Genomic DNA, 16722 nt, shown 5'->3' on the forward strand with positions numbered 1-16722 from the left:
GGAGCCATCTCACCCGCAGCCGGCACGATCAACTCTCGTGCATGGTCCGGCCGCCGTTGAAGACAAACGTTACGGCAGAGGCCGCGACGCAGGTTCAGGCAAGGGTTCGAAGAGCAGGGGGAGCGCGGGGGCCGCTATTGGGCGGATAAAGCTGCCGGCGGAATGTCTCGCTTCTGGCAACGACGACATCTTCCCGGACAAAGGCGAGATGCTCGCAGATGTCGGTCGGCGGGGTGGGAAGCAGGATGGCGGCGGAGATGCGGCATGCCTCGCATCCTGGCATATAGGCCTTGCTGTGCTCCTTGCCGTCGGGCGTCCTTTCGGTGACGCAGAGAACCGGCAGGGTTCCATCCGGCAGACGGTATTGGGCAAGCTCGAGGGGGGTGAGTTCGGCGGCTGATACAGCCGGGCGATGCGCGAAACCGACGGACAGCAATGCGATGGCGCATAGAATGCGCACCAGCAACCGCGTTGTCCTAAAGATCCGCTTCCGCACGATTCTCCCCATTATTGTCCAAAGCAACTACGACATTCGCCGCCGCAGCTCAATGCGGCAATTTGGTATGCGTCTTGGTGTGCCCGTTTACATACCGCGCGCAGGTCAGCTACAGATTGGTCGGAAAGCCTGAGCCGACTAACTGGCAAGGCGCTGTGTCGTTCATCGTTCTGAAGCAGTCCGCCTCCAGGCGTTTGTGCGAAAAGGAAATGGAATGCCCATCGTGTCCTGGAAAGGCGGCGAAGTCGACGTTGCCGTTATCGGTGCTGGTGCCGCCGGCGTCGGAGCTGCCCGGCGGCTGCAAGCGCTTCGGCCCGACCTTTCGGTCGTTTTGCTCGAAGCCTCCGATCGGGTCGGCGGGCGGGCGCGGACGATCCATCCCTTCGGCGCCGAAGGAGCCGCGCTCGACCTCGGCTGCGGCTGGCTGCACGGCGCACGCACCAATCCCTGGACGAAGATTACCGAAGAGATCGGCCTGACAGTCGATCGCACGCCCGCACCCTGGAGCGACGGCAGCCGGCAGCTGGAAGGCAAAGAGCCGGGGGTGAAGGCGGCGGCAGGGGCCGTCGCCGAATTCTTCGAGCGGGTCGACGCCTATGACGGCGTTGCCGACACAGATCTGTCGACCATGCTCGCGCCCGATGATCCGTGGATCGAGCGGCTTTACGCGGTCGGCGCGTTCATGACCGGGGCGGAGCTGCCGAAGTCCTCGGTGATCGACCTTGGCCGCTACGATCCCGGCCCCGGTCCGGACTGGCGCGTGCTGCAGGGTTACGGCACGCTTGTGGCCACCCATGGCTTGCCGGTGCCGACCCTTCTCGGTGTGGAAGTCCGCCGCGTCGACCATACGGCTGCGGATCATGTCGTGCTTTCGACTGATAAGGGCGAGCTGAAGGCAAAGGCGGTGATCCTGGCCGTCTCCACCAATGTCCTTGCCGCCGAGCGGATCACTTTCTCGCCGCCGCTTCCGGAAAAGATCGAGGCGGCCTCGCGGCTGCCTCTCGGATTGGCGGACAAGCTTTTCATCCATGTGTCCGAACCGGAGATGTTTCCCGAGGATACGCATGTCATGGGATCGCGGGAGAGCCGGCGCACCGGAGCCTATCAGCTGAGGCCGTTCGGCGCGCCTGTTATCGAAGCCTATTTTGCCGCCGATCTCGCGCTCGATCTCGAACGGCAGGGAACGGACGCTGCCTTCGCCTTCTCGGTGGAGCAGCTGAAGCGCGTTTTCGGCGCTGATATCGGCAAGAAACTTTCCCCTCTCGTCATGTCGGCCTGGGCGAGCGAGCCATTTGTCGGCGGCTCCTATTCCTATGCGACACCTGGTGCTTCGGATCTGCGCGGTGTTTTGGCGGCGCCCTGCAACGATCGTCTGTTCTTCGCCGGGGAGGCGTGCTCGAAGACGCGATATTCGACCGCGCATGGTGCCTATGAAAGCGGGGTTGTTGCGGCGGAAGCGGTCGCAAAAGCGCTCTGATGCCAGCTCGATGGGACAGGCGATGCGCTTCGGAGCGAAAAATAGCGATTCACGTCAAAAATTCGTGCGAAGCGCTCTTAAACTTGCGCGGCAATAGGCGTAAACGCAATCAAATACCACCCGATTTGGTTTAGATTTTCTCTCGGGAGATGGGCGGCGAAAGCCGTGATGGACAAAGCATTGGAGGAGCCATGAGTAACGGCGTGACGTTCGACATTCAGAAAAATCCAAATCCGGCAACGGCCAGCGAGCGGGAAACCCTGCTGCAGAATCCGGGCTTCGGACGCATATTCACCGATCACATGGCAACGATCCATTATTCGCAGGATCGCGGTTGGCACAGCGCCAAGATCGAGCCGCGCAAGGCGCTGGCTCTCGATCCGGCGACCGTGGTGCTCCATTATGCGCAGGAAATCTTCGAGGGCATGAAGGCCTATCATCTGCCTGACGGCGGAGCGGCACTTTTCCGCCCCACCGCCAATGCGCGGCGTTTCCACAATTCGGCCGAGCGGCTGGCCATGCCGACCCTGCCTGAAGACCTGTTCGTCGAATCCGTGCGGGAACTGGTGAAGATCGACCGCGAGTGGATTCCGACGGCCGAGGGCGCCTCGCTCTATCTCCGGCCGTTCATGATCGGCTCGGAAGCGGCGCTCGGCACAAGGCCTGCGACCGACTATCTCTATTGCGTCATTGCTTCTCCGGTAGCCTCCTATTTCAAGGGCGGCGCATCGGCTGTCACGCTTTGGCTTTCCGAGAATTTCACGCGTGCCGCTCCCGGCGGCACCGGTGCTGCCAAGTGCGGCGGCAACTACGCCGCAAGCCTTTCGGCGCTTGCCGAAGGCCAGCGTGAGGGCTGCGAGCAGGTCGTCTTCCTCGATGCTGTCGAGAAGCGTTGGATCGAAGAGCTTGGCGGCATGAACATCTTCTTCGTCTTCGAAGATGGCTCGCTGCAGACACCGCCGCTGACCGGCACGATCCTGCCCGGTATCACGCGCGACTCGCTGATCAAGCTCGGGCGCGACATGGGCCTGACCGTTCGCGAAGAGCCTTATGCCATCGATCAATGGCAGGCCGATGTCGAGAGCGGACGCCTGCGCGAAGCCTTTGCCTGCGGCACGGCAGCAGTCGTGACGCCGATCGGCAAGTTGAAGGGACGCAAGCATGGCTTCATCATCGGCGACGGTAATGCCGGCCCTGTAACGCTGAAACTGAAGGCGGCGCTGACGGACATCCAGTTCGGCCGCGCTCCGGACAAGAACGAGTGGCTGGACCGGCTGTTCTAAGCTGGCGCAGACGCAAGATCCGTAACCGGTCCTGACCGGGTGATGGATCGATACTCGGCGGGAAGAACTATCCCGCCGAGCTCTGACATGTGAGATCGCATAGTCACCCGAAACTTCGGAGTTGTTATGATGAGCAACGCAAGCGAACGTCCCGGCGCCGAGCCGGGCGAGGAGATCGGCTTTGTCGGTCTCGGCGTCATGGGCCAGCCGATGGCACTCAATCTCGCAAGAGCCGGCACGCGGCTCGTCGTGTGGAACCGGTCGCCGGCAGCCGCCGATCCGCTGCGTGAGGCTGGTGCGGCTGTTGCAACAATTGTGGAAGAGGTGTTCGAGCGGACGCGCATCGTCATGCTGATGCTAGTCAACGAGGCGGTGCTGGACGAGGTCCTGCAACGCGGCACGCCAGGCTTTGCCAAGCTGGTTTCCGGCCATATCGTGGTTTCGATGGGGTCCAATCCGCCGGATTATTCGCGTGGTCTTGCCGCCGAGATTGTTGCAGCAGGCGGCCGCTATGTGGAAGCGCCGGTTTCGGGCTCGCGGAAGCCTGCGGAGATGGGCCAACTGGTCTCGCTGCTCGGTGGCGATCCGGAGGCTGTTGCCGAAGTGCGCCCGCTGCTTGCCCCCATGTGCCGCGAAACGATCCTGTGCGGGCCGGTCGGCAACGCGCTCCTCATGAAGCTCGCCGTCAATCTCTATCTTTGCACGACGCTTGCCGGATTGGCCGAAGCGGCGCATTTCGCAAGCCAGAACGGGCTCGATCTCTCGAGGTTTCAGGCGGCGATCGATTCCGGTCCGATGGCCAGCGATCTGACACGCGTGAAGATCCCGAAGCTGATCGCCGGAGATTTTTCCGTGCAGGCGGCGACCGCCGATGCCTTCAACAGCACCAATCTGATTGCGCAGGCGGCACGAACCGCCGGCATGGCGTCGCCGGTGCTCGATCTATGCCGCGAACTGTATGGCGAGAGCGTCGAACTCGGCAACGGCAGGCTCGATATGTCCTCGGTGCTCAAGGCCATCGAAGCGCGCACCGCGGCGCTTGGTCGCTCCTAGGAAACAGCTTGCGAATGCCTATGTTGAGTTGAGACTTAGACAGGTATTCCCGAAAGGAAGATCGACATGTCTGCCGCTACAGACAGCAATCTATTTCAGAAGCTCGGATTGAAGCATCCATTGATCGTTGCCCCGATGGCCGGCGGTCCTTCATCTTCGGACCTCGTGGCCGCCGCCTCGGCTGCGGGCGCGCTCGGCGCCATGGGAGGCGCTTACTCCAACGCGGCGGCGATCGAGGCCTTTGCCGCTCAGGTGCGCCAGCGGACCGACAAGCCATTTTCGATCAATCTGTTCATTCCTCATTCGATCCCCGACGTCGCGCCGGATCAGCTGGAAAGGGCCGTCGAGGCGACGGCGGGTTATCGTGAAGAGCTGCAGTTGCCGCCGCCGCAGCTGAGCGCTCCTTATGAAGAGGATTTCGACGTGCAGTTCGAAGCCGTGCTGCGCATTAAGCCCGCCTGCTTCAGCTTCGTCTTCGGGTTGCTGCCCGCCGACCATATCCGCGCGGCAAAGAAGGCCGGCATCCCGCTGATCGGCACCGCAACGACGCCGGAAGAGGCGAAGGCGCTTGAAGACAGCGGTGTCGACGCGGTCACGCTGCAGGGGTTCGAGGCTGGCGGCCATCGCGGCATCTTCGATGCCCATGCGTCGGATCCGGCAATCGACCTCCGCGATCTTCTGGCGCAAAGTGTCGGAAAGATCCGCGTGCCCCTGATCGCGGCCGGCGGCATCATGACGGCAAGCGATGTTCGCGCGGTTCTGCAGGCCGGTGCGCAAGCCGTGCAGGTGGGCACCGCTTTCTTGGCCTGCGCGGAAGCCGGGACGTCTGCACCCTATCGGGTGAAACTTCTGGCAACGCCGGAGCGCAGGACACGCACGACGCGCGTCTTTTCCGGCCGTTTTGCCCGTGGCCTCGAAAACCGTTTCATGGATGAGATGGAGACGAAGGGCGCTGCCATCCTTCCCTTTCCTGCGCAGAACAAATTCACGCGGGATATTCGGGGCGCATCGACCGCCAAGGGGTCGGCCGATTTCCTGTCGCTCTGGGCCGGCACCGGCAAGGGCGAGCTTTGGCAGGGGAGTGCGGCTGCGCTGATCGATCGTCTTTTCGAGCAGTGATCCCGTATCGGGCGATCTTTGCGCCTCAGAAAGTAAAGGAGCCGGCAAGCCGGCTCCAATTCATGCAAACAGGCTGAGGTTAGCCTCGATTATTCCATGCCGAGTGCGGCCATGTAGGTCTGCAGGATGGATTCTTCTTCCAGGCGCTCGTTGGCGTCCTTCTTGCGAAGACGAATGATGGTACGGATCGCCTTGGTGTCGTAGCCACGACCCTTGGCTTCGCCCATGACATCCTTGATGTCGCTGCCGATCGCGGCCTTTTCTTCTTCCAGACGTTCGATCCGTTCGATGAACTGACGCAGTTCCGCTGCGGCTACATTCTCAACGCTGCTCTCTTCCATGCACTTCTCCTAAAGGGTCCTAGAGGGTCGCTTGAAGCCGGTTGCAAATGTGATCGGCGGGTCTACCGATGCTGCACTTCGCTTCAGGGCTTGCGCGGGATTTCGAATTCGATTGGGCAGTTGAACTGCCGCGAATGAAGCGGAAGGTCAAGCCGTATTGGCCAAAGCGAGGCTATTCTTTCGGCTTGTTCTGCTCGAAAGCGGCTTTTTGCACAGCCGAGGCTTCGCCCTGATGCAGGTTCTTCCAATCCTCATAGGGCATGCCATAGACCATCTCGCGTGACTCGTCCTTGCTGACGGGCAGGCCTGATTCTTCGGCTGCTTCGCGGTACCAGTTGGACAGGCAATTGCGGCAAAAGCCGGCGAGATTCATCAGGTCGATGTTCTGAACGTCGCTGCGTTCGCGCAGGTGCGCCACAAGACGGCGGAAGGCAGCGGCTTCCAACTCGGTCTGTTGTTCCTTGGTCAGCGTGCTCATCTCTCTTCTCCTCGATTCGCTCGCCGCATCATGCCTCGTAGGGACCTGTGCGCGACGGATATCGCTTGTATTCGTGCAGTGCCGGATCGGCATTCATCTCGGCGAAGATCTGGGTGAGCCGATCGGCCCATTCGACGATGCCGGCCTCGTCGCCGATCAGATCCTGGCGAACCTCCAGCAGCGCATGTGGGATACCCGTCTTCATGCAATGGCGAAACATGGTGTCGTTTCGCAATGCGCCGTCGTAAGGCTCGTTGTCGCCAATGACGAGATCGGTATCGGCACCGAGTTTTGCAAGGAGCGGCGCGACTGCGCGATCGTCGCTGTCCCAGAGCACGCTCGCATGCCAGGGTCTCGCGACACCCTTCCAGGCCGGCGTGAAGGAATGCATCGACAGCACCAGCGGCGCCTTGCCCGTCGCTTCGGCCACCGAGGCGATTGTTTCCTCGACGGCGCGGTGGTAGGGCCGGTGGAAGGCCTCAATACGGTAGTTCCATTCCTCGTCGGTGATCGGGTGATTGCCCGGAATGATCGCGCCGTCGGAGATCTTCATGATCAGGGTGGGGTCGTCCTCGCCGCGGTTCGGATCGATCAGCAGGCGGGAAAAGCCGCCTAGCACGCCCGGCACATCAAGCCTCTCGCAGAGATGACGGCACAGGCTTTCGATGCCGATATCGTAGGCGATGTGTCGAGAAAAGGCGGTTTCCGGTAGCCCCAGGCGGCCATAACGCTCGGGCAGATGCCGCATGGCATGATCTCCGAGAATGACCATGCCTTTGTCACGATTGCCGGATAGGATTTCAAAAGATCTGAAGTCGGTCATGTGGATTGTCGATTATTGTATTTTCAACTCTTTGTTTGATTGCATGCGCGGATGGAAGGTGCAAGGTTCGCAGCTTCGATCGGATGAAGAGCGGCACGGGATGCCGTCACCATCCCGTGAAGAAAATATAATCGATTAGAGTTGCGTTGACATTCATGGGATGGCAGCGCAAGAAGACGCAACGACGAATAACCGGGAGCCAATTGGAAGCCGTGTCCAGCCAAGTCGCGCCAAGTTTCGTTAAGCGGTCAGGTCCGCTCAGCCGAATCGCCTTTCTCATCCTTGCTGCGGCAGCGCCGTTTTTCTTCATGCCGAATGCGGCTCGCGCCGATTTCCGAACGTGCAACGGCACACAGAATCTCGTCGGCGTGGCGATCGGCTATAGGGCAAAGGAAGGCTGGGTGACCGAGGGCTGGTGGCAAATTCCGGCCAATACCTGTGCCACTTTGATCGAGGGACCGCTCCAGTCCCGCTATTATTACCTCTACGCAGAAGACGCGGCTCGCGGTGGCCGATGGGTGGGCGACGTCGAAATGTGCGTGGCGGAAAACGAATTTAAAATCCCAGGCGTGAAGGACTGCTACGCTCGTGGCTACCAGAAGATGGGATTCAAGGAATACGACACGGGGCGTCAGGCGAGTTGGATGGTTCAGCTCTCCGATACCCCGGGCAGCCAGGAAAGCCAGAACTGATGAGACGCAACAGAAAAGTCAAAATCCTCGCCACGCTCGGGCCGGCCTCCTCTTCGGAGGAGATGATCCAGAAGCTTCATGAAGCCGGCGCAGACCTGTTCCGCATCAACATGAGCCATGCCAGCCATGATGTGATGCGTGCGGTCATTCAGCGCATTCGCGCCGTCGAAAGCCGTTGCGGCCGCCCGATCGGTATTCTCGCTGACTTGCAGGGTCCCAAGCTGCGCGTTGGCAAGTTTGCCGAAGGCAAGGTCGATCTGAAGCCCGGCCAGACCTTTACGCTCGACAATCAGGACACGCCCGGCGACAACACCCGCGTTTTCCTTCCGCATCCGGAAATTCTGGAATCGGTCCAGCCTGGCCACCGCCTGCTGATCGACGATGGCAAGTTGGCGCTACGTGCCGAAAAATGCGACGGCAAGAGCATCGTCACAACCGTTATTTCCGGCACGAAGATTTCGGATCGCAAGGGCGTCAGCCTGCCCGATACGCTGCTCGGCGTTGGCGCTTTGACCGAGAAGGACCGTATCGACCTCGATGCCGTTCTCGCCACCAACGAAGTCGACTGGGTCGCCCTGTCCTTCATTCAGCGCCCTGAAGACCTGACGGAAGTTCGCAAGATCTCCCACGGCCGCGTCGGCCTGATGTCGAAGATCGAAAAGCCGCAGGCCGTCGAGCGCATTGAGGAAATCATCGAGCTTTCCGACGCCTTGATGGTGGCTCGCGGCGACCTCGGCGTCGAAATGCCGCTCGAATCCGTTCCTGGTATCCAGAAGCAGCTGATCCGCGCCTGCCGCCGTTCCGGCAAGCCCGTGGTCGTTGCCACGCAGATGCTGGAATCAATGATCTCTTCGCCGGTTCCGACCCGCGCTGAAGTTTCCGACGTTGCAACCGCCGTTTTCGAAGGCGCCGATGCCGTCATGCTCTCGGCTGAATCCGCATCTGGCGACTATCCGGTTGAAGCCGTGTCGACGATGGCTTCCATCGCAAGCACCATCGAGCGCGAGCCGCATTATCCGGGCATCATCTACGCCCAGCGTGCCCAGCCCGAAGCAACCGGTGCCGACGCCATCTCGCTCGCCGCGCGCCAGATTGCCGAAACGCTGAAGCTTGCCGCCATCGTCTGTTACACGTCCTCCGGGACGACAGGCCTGCGCGCTTCGCGCGAGCGCCCGCAGGTATCGATCCTTGCGCTGTCGCCGAGCATCCAGACGGCGCGCCGTCTTTCGGTCGTATGGGGTCTGCATTGCGTAGTCACGCATGACGCGACCGATCCGGACGACATGGTCAACAATGCCTGCCGCATCGTTGCCGAGGAAGGTTTCGGCAAGCCCGGCGATCGCATCATCATCTCGGCCGGCGTACCGCTTGGCACGCCTGGCGCCACCAATATGCTGCGCATCGCCTATATCGGTTCGGACGGCCAGTCCGGCGTGTGATTGCCGACATCCGATTGCGGCAGCACCTGAGCCATCCGAAACCCGCTGTCGAAAGACGGCGGGTTTTTTCTTGAAGCCAAATTGCCTGCAATTCCCCCGGAGCAGGCGGATTGAGAAGGAGATATGCCAATGAAAGTCGGATTTATCGGATTAGGGCAGATGGGCAGCGCCATGGCGGCCAATCTTCTGAAGGCTGGCCACGAGGTGACGGTCTATAATCGTTCGCGCGACAAGGCAGAGGCTTTGGCCGGTGAGGGCGCGAAGGTCGCGGCGACGGTTGCGGATGCCTGCGGCGGCGATGCCGTCTTCACCATGCTTGCTCATGACGATGCGCTCTCGGCCGTCGTTCATGGTGATGGCGGCGTGCTCGCAAGCCTGGGCAAGGGAGCTGTCCACATCTCCGCAAGCACGATCAGCGTCGCTCTGTCCGAGCGGCTGACTGGGGAACATGCAGCAGCCGGTCAGCGCTTCGTTGCCGCACCGGTTTTCGGCCGGCCGGAAGCCGCCGCCGCCGCGAAACTGTTTGTCGCCGCTGCCGGCGCACCCGATGCCATCGAGACGGTCACGCCGCTTTTCGACGCCATCGGTCAGCGCACCTTCGTTCTCGGCGAGGAACCGAAGTCTGCCAACCTTGTCAAGCTTAGTGGCAATTTCCTCATCGCCTCGGTCATCGAGTCTCTGGGCGAAGCCATGGCACTGGTCGAAAAGGGTGGTGTCGACAGGCATGCCTATCTCGATCTGCTGACATCGACGCTGTTTAACGCGCCCGTCTATAAGACCTATGGCGGGCTGATCGCCGACCGCAAGTTCAAGCCGGCCGGCTTCACCGCGCCGCTCGGCCAGAAGGATATCCGGTTGGCACTGGCCGCCGGCGAGGCGCTAAACGTGCCGCTGCCGCTTGCGAGCCTGCTGCGCGACCGGTTCCTGAACCTGCTTGCCCATGGCGGCGAGGAACTCGATTGGTCGGCGATCGGCGCACTGGCCGCCAAGGATGCGGGGTTGGTGGAGTAGTTGACGGGCAAGAGGCTGCCACCATTGGCAGTCGGGTTTTTGTGGAGAGATACCCCCCTCTGTCACTATCGTGACATCTCCCCCACAAGGGGGGAGATTGGCAACCCGTTGCACAGATGTGTTTCAAAAGAACATCGAATCCGCAGAAACTGTAGCTTGTTGGTTCTAAAAGGACGGCGACAAACTCCCAATGATCTCCCCCCTTGTGGGGGAGATGTCACGAAGTGACAGAGAGGGGTGTCGCAGGCGCGGCACACTGAGAGTCTCTCTTAAGCAACCCCTTGATAAGCGCCGCACCGCATGCAACCTTCCCCGCATAAAGAGGAGGAAATCATGCATCTCACTACGCTGCTAGCCTTCGCCGCCGTCTCTTTCATTGGTATCGCGACACCCGGGCCAACCGTGCTTCTGGCGCTGACAAACGGCTCGCGTTACGGGGTGCGACGCGCCCTGCCGGGCATGGTCGGCGCCGTGCTTTCGGATGCGGTTCTGATCACTGCGGTGACCATAGGCCTTGGGGCATTGCTTGCAGCCTCCGAGTTCTGGTTTTCCGCCCTGAAGTGGGTCGGTGCTGCCTATCTCGCCTTTCTTGGCATCATGATGCTGCGTTCGAAAGGGACGATCGACGGCATGCTGCAGAGCGGCGCGGAGCAGCTGAGGGGAACCGCGTTTTCCATCGCCCTGAAGAGCTTCATGGTCGCCGTCACCAATCCCAAGGGCTACCTCTTCTTCTCGGCCTTCTTGCCGCAGTTCATCGATCCGTCGGCTCCACAGCTGCAACAGTATGTGATCCTTGGCGCCATCTTCGCCTCGCTCGATTTTGCGATCATGTTCGGCTACGCGGTTTTCGGGTCGCAGGCCGTGCGGGTGCTGAAATCATCGGGAGCAAAGTGGCTTGAGCGCGCCTGTGGTGGCGCGCTTCTGGCTCTTGCTGGATCGCTGGCGCTTTATCGCCGCGCTGCTAATTGAGTTACTCAAGGCTCAAGGCCGCCTCGAAGACCTCGGTATCCACATTGCCGCCCGATGTGACGGCGATCACCGTGTCACCATCGATATCCTTGCCATGGAAAAGGGCCGCGGCTAGCGCGACGGCGCCGCCCGGTTCCACGACGATCTTCAGGCGGGTGAAGGCGAGCGCCATAGCCTTCTGGGCCTCTTCGTCGGTTACGACGAGGCCAGGGCCGCAGAGGCGCTTCAGGATCGGGAAGGTGATGTTGCCCGGCTGCGGCGTGATGATGGCGTCGCAGATCGAGCCCTCCATCGCGGCATTGCGCTCGATCTTGCCCGATGCCAGCGAGCGGGTGGTGTCGTCGAAATTCTTCGGTTCGCACGGGCGCACCTTGAAGCCCGGTGCCCTGGATTCCAGCGCCAGCGCGATCCCCGAGGTCAGGCCGCCGCCGCCGCAGGGGACGAGTACGCTTGCAGCCTCGATACCTTCCTCGGCTGCCTGCTCGGCAATCTCCAGGCCGGTCGTTCCCTGGCCGGCGATGACTTGCGGCTCGTCGAAAGGTTTGATCAATGTCAGGCCGCGCTCTTTCGAAAGGCGCGCGCCGATCTCGTCGCGATCCTCCTTTACACGGTCATAGAGCACGACTTCGGCGCCGAAGGCGCGAGTATTGGCGATCTTCAGCCGGGGCGCGTCCGTCGGCATGATGATGACGGCGGGGATGCCATGCAGCCGGGCTGCCAGCGCCACGCCCTGCGCATGGTTGCCGGATGAGAAAGCAATAACGCCTCGGGCGCGCACGGAAGGCTCCAGTGCCGACACGGCCGACCAGCCGCCGCGAAACTTGAAGGAGCCGGAATGCTGCAGGCATTCGGCCTTCACGAATAATTTGCGCCCGGCAACCTCGTCGAGGAAGGGCGAGGAGAGAAGCGGTGTGCGCCGCGCGCGGCCACCGAGGCGAACGCGGGCGGCTTCGATCATTGCGATATCGACCATGGGGGATCACTCTTCTGCTGCAGAAAGACCTTCCATGCATAGAGCTCCCGACTTCGCTTTAAAACAAGGAGATTGTCTCCATGACACTTCAGTCCACACCCGGCAGCGAGAGATGGCCGACATTGTAAATCTGGATGCTCGATGCCGATATGTCTGACGGCGGATTGGCCAAGAGGCGGAAGCGCACCAGCGTCCAGCGTGTCGGCTCGAAGGCGACGACCGAGGCGAGCACATCTGCGCGCGATAGCGCAGCAGTGGCGACGTCGCTCTCTTTACGGCGAAACTCGGAAAGAGATTGATCCGGTTCGATTGCCACCACCTCCCTTGTGGCGAACTTGGCGTTGCAAACATCCGCCGAAGTCCCGGCATGCCAGGCAATCCAGCTGTTCACCTGAGGTCTGCCGAAGCTCTCGGTCACGGCCTGGAAGCCGGGACCGCAGATAAAATCGCTCTGTGCCTCTTCCTCGTGCCAGACATAGAAGGGTGCGTAGAGGTTATCCCGGCTCCTGGTGGCCGGGTTGCCCTTTCTGGCGGTAAGATAGGCCTTGAACTTCAGGCCGGGGAGATTGTCGAGCAGGGGTCCCTTGTCGCGGATGCGGCGATCGATGATCGCCATGTCGTAATCCGCTGGAAGAGAGAAATTATACTGCATGGCGATCATTGGTCACTCCTCTAGCCAGGTGACGGCGCTGCCGCCCTGGGCTGCCTGAATGCTGATATAGGCGAAGGTGCTTTCAGGTGCGGCGCCGTGCCGATGGCGTTCGTTCGGCGCGAAGGTGATGCAATCGCCGGCCCGCAGTTCCTCAGCCGAGCCGCCGAAGCGTTCAGCCAGTCCGACGCCGGACAGCGCGTAGAGAATCTGCCCGTGCGGATGCGTGTGCCAGCGGCTCATGACGCCGGGTTCCAGCGTGCAACGCATGGCCGTGAGGTCGCCGTCCTCGCTGCCCTCGACCAGCGCTTCCACCCAGAAGGGGGCGGTAGCGATGCCGGCCGGCGAGGGTCGTATATTCGTGCCGGCGCGGTGGATCGCGGATGATTGGCGAGATATGGTTTGCGGCATGGCGGTCAGCTCTGTTCGATCATCTGCGCACGGCCATCTGCAAAGGACCAGTCCTCGCGCGTAGCCGTCGTGATGGTGATCATGATGTCCTCCGGGCGGACGCCAGGTGCTTCGCCAAGAAGCTCGGCGGCCCGGCGGTAGAAAGCCTTCTTGACTTCGGTGCTACGCGGCTTGCCGATCGTGACATCGAAAAAGATATAATTGTCCGAGCGCGGGGTAGGGGCGAAATAGGTCCGGTCGAAGATCAGTTCATGCGGCTCCAGCTGATGGATTGCGTGGAAGCGATCGGCTGCCGGCACATCGAATGTTTCGACCATGGCGCGGTGAAAATTGTCCGACAGGGCCTTCAGATATTCGGGCGACTTGCCGCGGAGAAGGGTGATGCGGGTGAAAGGCATGGGGCGCTCCTGTTTCTGTGTCACTTGACGAGCATAGAATGCCATTGGATAATCATCCTGAAAATCGGATAATTCAGGATGAACAGTCCTGAAAATATGGACGGTTATTCATGCGGAAGATTATCTTCGATCTCGATGTTCTCAGGAGCTTCGTCACGGGCATGGAGCTTGGCAGCTTTGCCAGGGCGGCAGACCGGCTCGGGCGCTCGACGTCGGCGATCAGCGCCCAGCTGAAGAAACTGGAGGAGCAGGCGGGCACGCCGATCTTCCGCAAGGCCGGGCGCGGACTGGCACTCACCGAAGCTGGCGAGACCATGCTTGCCTATGCCCGCCGGTTGCTGGATCTGAACGACGAGGCGGCGACGGCGATCCATGGTGCCGAGCTGGAGGGCTGGGTGCGGCTCGGCCTGCAGGAGGATTTCGGCGAGACGCTGCTGCCTGATGTGCTGGGTCGCTTCGCGCGTGCGCATCCGAAGGTCCGCATCGAGGCGCGCGTCGTGCGCAATGCGGAACTGGTAGAGCGCGTAACGTCAGGCAAGCTCGATCTGGCGCTTGCATGGAGCGATGGTTTTCGCACCGAGCACACGGATCGTATCGCCGAGGTGCCGTTGTGCTGGGTCGGTCCCGCGCAAGGCGCGGTGCAATGGCATGCCGATAGTGGTGAGATCATGCCTCTGGCTTCACTCGAGGCGCCTTGTCTTCTGCGCAATATCGCCGTCAAGACACTCGACCGGGCAGGCATTGGCTGGCGAATATCCTTCGTCAGTCCGAGCCTCGGTGGCCTTTGGGCCGCAACGGCTGCGGGGCTCGGCGTGGCCATTCGCACGCCGCTCGGCTTGCCAAGCAAGGTCCGGCAATTGTCGGCAGGCGAGGCGGGTTTGCCCCCCTTGCCGAAGCTGGATCTCGTGTTGCATCGCGCCGAGGCGGAGGCGAGCCCGGCGACGGAGCGGCTGGCATCGATCATTTTGCAGGCGGTGCGGCAGACGATCGACGCCGTGCCGCAGAGCCGGATATTCGAGGATGTGCCTGACTACGGTGTCGTCACGGCCTGAGACGAGGATTCTCGTCCGGACATCTCGCCCGCGAGGTTGGCGATCCGAATTTCCGCCTGCGCCGCCAGTTTCTGCAGGTCGCGTTGCTGGCCCGCCAGCCGTTCCATGGCGGCGATCGCGACATCTGTGGTGATGTAGTCTGGCTTGTGGCCTAGATTGCGGATGGTGACGAGTTCGGAACCGGGAATGTCCCGTGCCAGACCGCGCGAATGCAGCTCTTCCAATACGATGTCGTCGCTGTCACCGGTGATGATAATGGTCGGCGTCTTGATCTCGCGATAGCGCGGCGCATGGGCGGAGACATAGGCGAAGAGGTTGACGACATCGGCCGCATTGTTGCGGAAGGTCTGCGGTCGCAGCACCAGTTCCGGCGCTGTCTTTGCGATGTAATCCGCGGGCCGCTTGTTTGGATGGAAGATGCTGAGCGTGCCGTTCTCGACCCGGCGCAAGCCGATCGGCATGACCAGCAGCCTGGTGAAGAGCCAACCGAAGACAGGCATGGCGGCCAGCGTGTAATACCAGTCGACACCGCCGGGCCATGGATGTGTCGCGGGTGCCAGGAAGAGGAGCCCCGCGGTCTTTTCGGGATGACGCACGCCGAAAGCGGCGGCGATGGCACCGCCGAAGGAGTGGCCGATGATGATGGCGCTCTTGATGCCAAGCCTGTCCATCAGTTTGGCGATGGCATCCGCCTGACCTGAAGGAAGGGCGTTTTCCGCCGTTCCACGCTCGGAATAACCATGGCCGGGCCGGTCGACGAACAGCATCTCCGCACGACAGCTCAAGGGCGCGGCAAAGGCTTCGAACTGATCGCGCAGATTGCCGCTGGCGCCGTGGATGAAAACGAGAGCAGGGAGATCCGGCGTGGCCGGGCGCGGCAGGTGCAAGGCGTTCATATTATAGCCGCCGACATCGGTAAGTTCGCCAATATTGGGATAGGTGCGCTCGATGGCGCGCGTCTTATAGGCGGAAAAGCCTGCGGCAGTCAGAAGAAGCAGAGCGATGGTGGCAAACAGGGAATCGATCATTGCAGCACTATTCAAATATCGTCAGCTACTAATCTAGCGCGATCCCGCAGCTTTTCATCCCTTTTTTGGTGTGTGGTTTCGCGGCTGGCATGGCCGGGCTGCGGTACAAGCCTCAGGTGCGGCTGCCGGCAATCTTTTCCGAGAGCTTGCCGGCTTCGTCCTGCGCCGAGCGATTCGCGGGATAGACTTCCAGAAAGCGCTCCCACGCCTTCAGCGCCAGTTCGTCGTTGCCATGTTCGGTCAGAATCGCTGCCATGCCGGCGAGCGCGCCGAAATGGCGCGGCTCGATCCGCAGGACCTGATCGATATCCTCCATCGACTTGCGATAGTCGCCGATGGCGTAGTTGAGCGTTGCGCGCCGATTCCAGCCGTCGACAAAATCGGGCTTCAGAGAGATCACCTGATCGAGGTAATCCATGGCGGCGGCGTTGCGCTTCTCTTGAATGGCCTTGTCGGCCCATTGCATCAGGAGATTGATGGTGGCGCTGCCGGAATCACCAAGCTGCGTATTGATCTGGTCGGCAATCAGGCTCGCCTGATCCGGGTCACGCTGGCGTTTGAGTGCTGTGAAGAGATTGTCGAGCTGCTGCCTGGGCGACAGGCTGCCCGAGGAATCGCCGGGATCTTTTCGTTCGACGACGCTCGGCTCGTCAGCCATCGCCACATGGGGCGCGGCAGCACTCAGAACAAGGAGAATCGGCAGGGCTAGATATGACAAAGCAAAAACGCGCATGGCGGGCATAGTAGCCCGCCAATGTCGAAGATCAAACCAAATTTGATGCGATCAACTAAAACTGAGCGCCTGATCCATAAGCATCAGGCTGCGCGTCAATCAGCCCTGACGAGCCTTGAAGCGCGGGTTCAGCTTGTTGATGATGTAAATGCGGCCCTTGCGGCGAACCAGGCGGTTGTCACGGTGACGCGCCTTGAGCGACTTGAGCGAATTCTTGATCTTCATTTTTTTGATCCGCGATGTTCGAGGGGGAATGTCACATTCGCCCGTGTCTTTTAACAATCAAAAGCGCGCTCA

General features: G+C 61.3%; 20 protein-coding genes. 9 read left to right on the forward strand and 11 right to left on the reverse strand.

Features of this window, described 5'->3' with window-relative positions:
• Window positions 1-94: 94 nt before the first annotated feature.
• Window positions 95-508, reverse strand: a complete 414-nt coding sequence (locus tag A6U86_RS31555) for a hypothetical protein (RefSeq protein WP_068400187.1) — start codon at window positions 506-508, stop codon at window positions 95-97.
• A gap of 202 nt (window positions 509-710) precedes the next feature.
• Here A6U86_RS31555 and A6U86_RS31560 point away from each other — a divergent pair, with 202 nt between their 5' ends.
• The 4 genes from A6U86_RS31560 to A6U86_RS31575 all read left to right on the forward strand — a co-directional run bounded on the left by A6U86_RS31560 (window position 711) and on the right by A6U86_RS31575 (window position 5428).
• The gene (locus A6U86_RS31560) at window positions 711-1973 is read left to right on the forward strand and encodes an NAD(P)/FAD-dependent oxidoreductase (RefSeq protein WP_068400190.1); all 1263 of its coding nucleotides are present in this window, start codon (window positions 711-713) and stop codon (window positions 1971-1973) included.
• Between the two features lie 191 nt (window positions 1974-2164).
• Entirely contained in the window at window positions 2165-3256 is a 1092-nt protein-coding gene (locus A6U86_RS31565; protein WP_068400522.1) for a branched-chain amino acid aminotransferase, read from the forward strand.
• Window positions 3257-3385: 129 nt separating this feature from the next.
• A complete protein-coding gene (locus A6U86_RS31570) occupies window positions 3386-4309 on the forward strand; it encodes an NAD(P)-dependent oxidoreductase (protein WP_083197057.1) in 924 nt (307 codons plus the stop codon).
• 66 nt (window positions 4310-4375) lie between these two features.
• Entirely contained in the window at window positions 4376-5428 is a 1053-nt protein-coding gene (locus A6U86_RS31575; protein WP_068400195.1) for a nitronate monooxygenase family protein, read from the forward strand.
• Between the two features lie 89 nt (window positions 5429-5517).
• On the opposite strand, the gene A6U86_RS31580 is transcribed toward A6U86_RS31575, so the two are convergent.
• The 3 genes from A6U86_RS31580 to A6U86_RS31590 all read right to left on the reverse strand — a co-directional run bounded on the left by A6U86_RS31580 (window position 5518) and on the right by A6U86_RS31590 (window position 7070).
• A complete protein-coding gene (locus A6U86_RS31580) occupies window positions 5518-5769 on the reverse strand; it encodes a DUF2312 domain-containing protein (protein ID WP_068400198.1) in 252 nt (83 codons plus the stop codon).
• A gap of 172 nt (window positions 5770-5941) precedes the next feature.
• A complete protein-coding gene (locus A6U86_RS31585; protein ID WP_068400201.1) occupies window positions 5942-6247 on the reverse strand; it encodes a DUF1244 domain-containing protein in 306 nt (101 codons plus the stop codon).
• A 28-nt stretch (window positions 6248-6275) separates the two neighbouring features.
• Complete coding sequence (locus A6U86_RS31590; RefSeq protein WP_068400204.1) at window positions 6276-7070, reverse strand: N-formylglutamate amidohydrolase; 795 nt, start codon at window positions 7068-7070, stop codon at window positions 6276-6278.
• A gap of 203 nt (window positions 7071-7273) precedes the next feature.
• Here A6U86_RS31590 and A6U86_RS31595 point away from each other — a divergent pair, with 203 nt between their 5' ends.
• The 4 genes from A6U86_RS31595 to A6U86_RS31610 all read left to right on the forward strand — a co-directional run bounded on the left by A6U86_RS31595 (window position 7274) and on the right by A6U86_RS31610 (window position 11181).
• Complete coding sequence (locus A6U86_RS31595; RefSeq protein ID WP_068400525.1) at window positions 7274-7762, forward strand: DUF1036 domain-containing protein; 489 nt, start codon at window positions 7274-7276, stop codon at window positions 7760-7762.
• A complete protein-coding gene (gene pyk / locus A6U86_RS31600) occupies window positions 7762-9201 on the forward strand; it encodes a pyruvate kinase (protein WP_068400207.1) in 1440 nt (479 codons plus the stop codon). The genes A6U86_RS31595 and pyk overlap by 1 nt, the downstream gene beginning before the upstream one ends.
• A gap of 129 nt (window positions 9202-9330) precedes the next feature.
• Window positions 9331-10212 (forward strand): NAD(P)-dependent oxidoreductase, encoded by an 882-nt coding sequence (locus A6U86_RS31605; RefSeq protein WP_068400209.1) that lies wholly within the window; start codon window positions 9331-9333, stop codon window positions 10210-10212.
• Window positions 10213-10545: 333 nt separating this feature from the next.
• Window positions 10546-11181, forward strand: a complete 636-nt coding sequence (locus tag A6U86_RS31610; RefSeq protein ID WP_068400212.1) for a LysE family translocator — start codon at window positions 10546-10548, stop codon at window positions 11179-11181.
• Window position 11182: 1 nt separating this feature from the next.
• On the opposite strand, the gene A6U86_RS31615 is transcribed toward A6U86_RS31610, so the two are convergent.
• The 4 genes from A6U86_RS31615 to A6U86_RS31630 all read right to left on the reverse strand — a co-directional run bounded on the left by A6U86_RS31615 (window position 11183) and on the right by A6U86_RS31630 (window position 13612).
• Entirely contained in the window at window positions 11183-12154 is a 972-nt protein-coding gene (locus A6U86_RS31615; protein WP_068400215.1) for a threonine/serine dehydratase, read from the reverse strand.
• A gap of 88 nt (window positions 12155-12242) precedes the next feature.
• Window positions 12243-12815 carry a DUF4865 family protein gene (locus tag A6U86_RS31620; protein ID WP_068400217.1) on the reverse strand — a complete coding sequence of 191 codons (573 nt, stop codon included), beginning with the start codon at window positions 12813-12815 and terminating at the stop codon, window positions 12243-12245.
• A gap of 3 nt (window positions 12816-12818) precedes the next feature.
• Window positions 12819-13214, reverse strand: coding sequence for a cupin domain-containing protein (locus A6U86_RS31625; RefSeq protein WP_068400220.1), 396 nt, complete (start codon window positions 13212-13214; stop codon window positions 12819-12821).
• A gap of 5 nt (window positions 13215-13219) precedes the next feature.
• A complete protein-coding gene (locus A6U86_RS31630) occupies window positions 13220-13612 on the reverse strand; it encodes a tautomerase family protein (RefSeq protein ID WP_068400528.1) in 393 nt (130 codons plus the stop codon).
• 110 nt (window positions 13613-13722) lie between these two features.
• Here A6U86_RS31630 and A6U86_RS31635 point away from each other — a divergent pair, with 110 nt between their 5' ends.
• Window positions 13723-14664, forward strand: coding sequence for a LysR substrate-binding domain-containing protein (locus tag A6U86_RS31635; RefSeq protein ID WP_068400223.1), 942 nt, complete (start codon window positions 13723-13725; stop codon window positions 14662-14664).
• Here A6U86_RS31635 and A6U86_RS31640 read toward each other — a convergent pair.
• The 3 genes from A6U86_RS31640 to ykgO form a co-directional block, all read right to left on the reverse strand.
• Complete coding sequence (locus A6U86_RS31640; RefSeq protein ID WP_068400227.1) at window positions 14643-15692, reverse strand: alpha/beta fold hydrolase; 1050 nt, start codon at window positions 15690-15692, stop codon at window positions 14643-14645. The genes A6U86_RS31635 and A6U86_RS31640 overlap by 22 nt on opposite strands.
• Before the next feature lie 112 nt (window positions 15693-15804).
• Window positions 15805-16434, reverse strand: a complete 630-nt coding sequence (locus A6U86_RS31645; protein ID WP_068400230.1) for a hypothetical protein — start codon at window positions 16432-16434, stop codon at window positions 15805-15807.
• 90 nt (window positions 16435-16524) lie between these two features.
• Complete coding sequence (gene ykgO / locus A6U86_RS31650) at window positions 16525-16650, reverse strand: type B 50S ribosomal protein L36 (protein WP_003566454.1); 126 nt, start codon at window positions 16648-16650, stop codon at window positions 16525-16527.
• Between the last annotated feature and the right edge of the window lie 72 nt (window positions 16651-16722).

The sequence above is a fragment of the Rhizobium sp. AC27/96 genome (assembly GCF_001692325.1).
GTDB lineage: Bacteria > Pseudomonadota > Alphaproteobacteria > Rhizobiales > Rhizobiaceae > Rhizobium.

Coding starts and splice junctions, on each gene's coding strand:
- A6U86_RS31605 (WP_068400209.1), top strand. CDS start 9,331: ATGAAAGTCGGATTTATCGGATTAGGGCAGATGGGCAGCGCCATGGCG.
- A6U86_RS31635 (WP_068400223.1), top strand. CDS start 13,723: ATGCGGAAGATTATCTTCGATCTCGATGTTCTCAGGAGCTTCGTCACG.
- pyk (WP_068400207.1), top strand. CDS start 7,762: ATGAGACGCAACAGAAAAGTCAAAATCCTCGCCACGCTCGGGCCGGCC.
- A6U86_RS31625 (WP_068400220.1), bottom strand. CDS start 13,214: ATGCCGCAAACCATATCTCGCCAATCATCCGCGATCCACCGCGCCGGC.
- A6U86_RS31555 (WP_068400187.1), bottom strand. CDS start 508: ATGGGGAGAATCGTGCGGAAGCGGATCTTTAGGACAACGCGGTTGCTG.
- A6U86_RS31585 (WP_068400201.1), bottom strand. CDS start 6,247: ATGAGCACGCTGACCAAGGAACAACAGACCGAGTTGGAAGCCGCTGCC.
- ykgO (WP_003566454.1), bottom strand. CDS start 16,650: ATGAAGATCAAGAATTCGCTCAAGTCGCTCAAGGCGCGTCACCGTGAC.
- A6U86_RS31580 (WP_068400198.1), bottom strand. CDS start 5,769: ATGGAAGAGAGCAGCGTTGAGAATGTAGCCGCAGCGGAACTGCGTCAG.
- A6U86_RS31560 (WP_068400190.1), top strand. CDS start 711: ATGCCCATCGTGTCCTGGAAAGGCGGCGAAGTCGACGTTGCCGTTATC.
- A6U86_RS31620 (WP_068400217.1), bottom strand. CDS start 12,815: ATGATCGCCATGCAGTATAATTTCTCTCTTCCAGCGGATTACGACATG.
- A6U86_RS31645 (WP_068400230.1), bottom strand. CDS start 16,434: ATGCCCGCCATGCGCGTTTTTGCTTTGTCATATCTAGCCCTGCCGATT.
- A6U86_RS31590 (WP_068400204.1), bottom strand. CDS start 7,070: ATGACCGACTTCAGATCTTTTGAAATCCTATCCGGCAATCGTGACAAA.
- A6U86_RS31570 (WP_083197057.1), top strand. CDS start 3,386: ATGAGCAACGCAAGCGAACGTCCCGGCGCCGAGCCGGGCGAGGAGATC.
- A6U86_RS31610 (WP_068400212.1), top strand. CDS start 10,546: ATGCATCTCACTACGCTGCTAGCCTTCGCCGCCGTCTCTTTCATTGGT.
- A6U86_RS31615 (WP_068400215.1), bottom strand. CDS start 12,154: ATGGTCGATATCGCAATGATCGAAGCCGCCCGCGTTCGCCTCGGTGGC.
- A6U86_RS31565 (WP_068400522.1), top strand. CDS start 2,165: ATGAGTAACGGCGTGACGTTCGACATTCAGAAAAATCCAAATCCGGCA.
- A6U86_RS31630 (WP_068400528.1), bottom strand. CDS start 13,612: ATGCCTTTCACCCGCATCACCCTTCTCCGCGGCAAGTCGCCCGAATAT.
- A6U86_RS31640 (WP_068400227.1), bottom strand. CDS start 15,692: ATGATCGATTCCCTGTTTGCCACCATCGCTCTGCTTCTTCTGACTGCC.
- A6U86_RS31575 (WP_068400195.1), top strand. CDS start 4,376: ATGTCTGCCGCTACAGACAGCAATCTATTTCAGAAGCTCGGATTGAAG.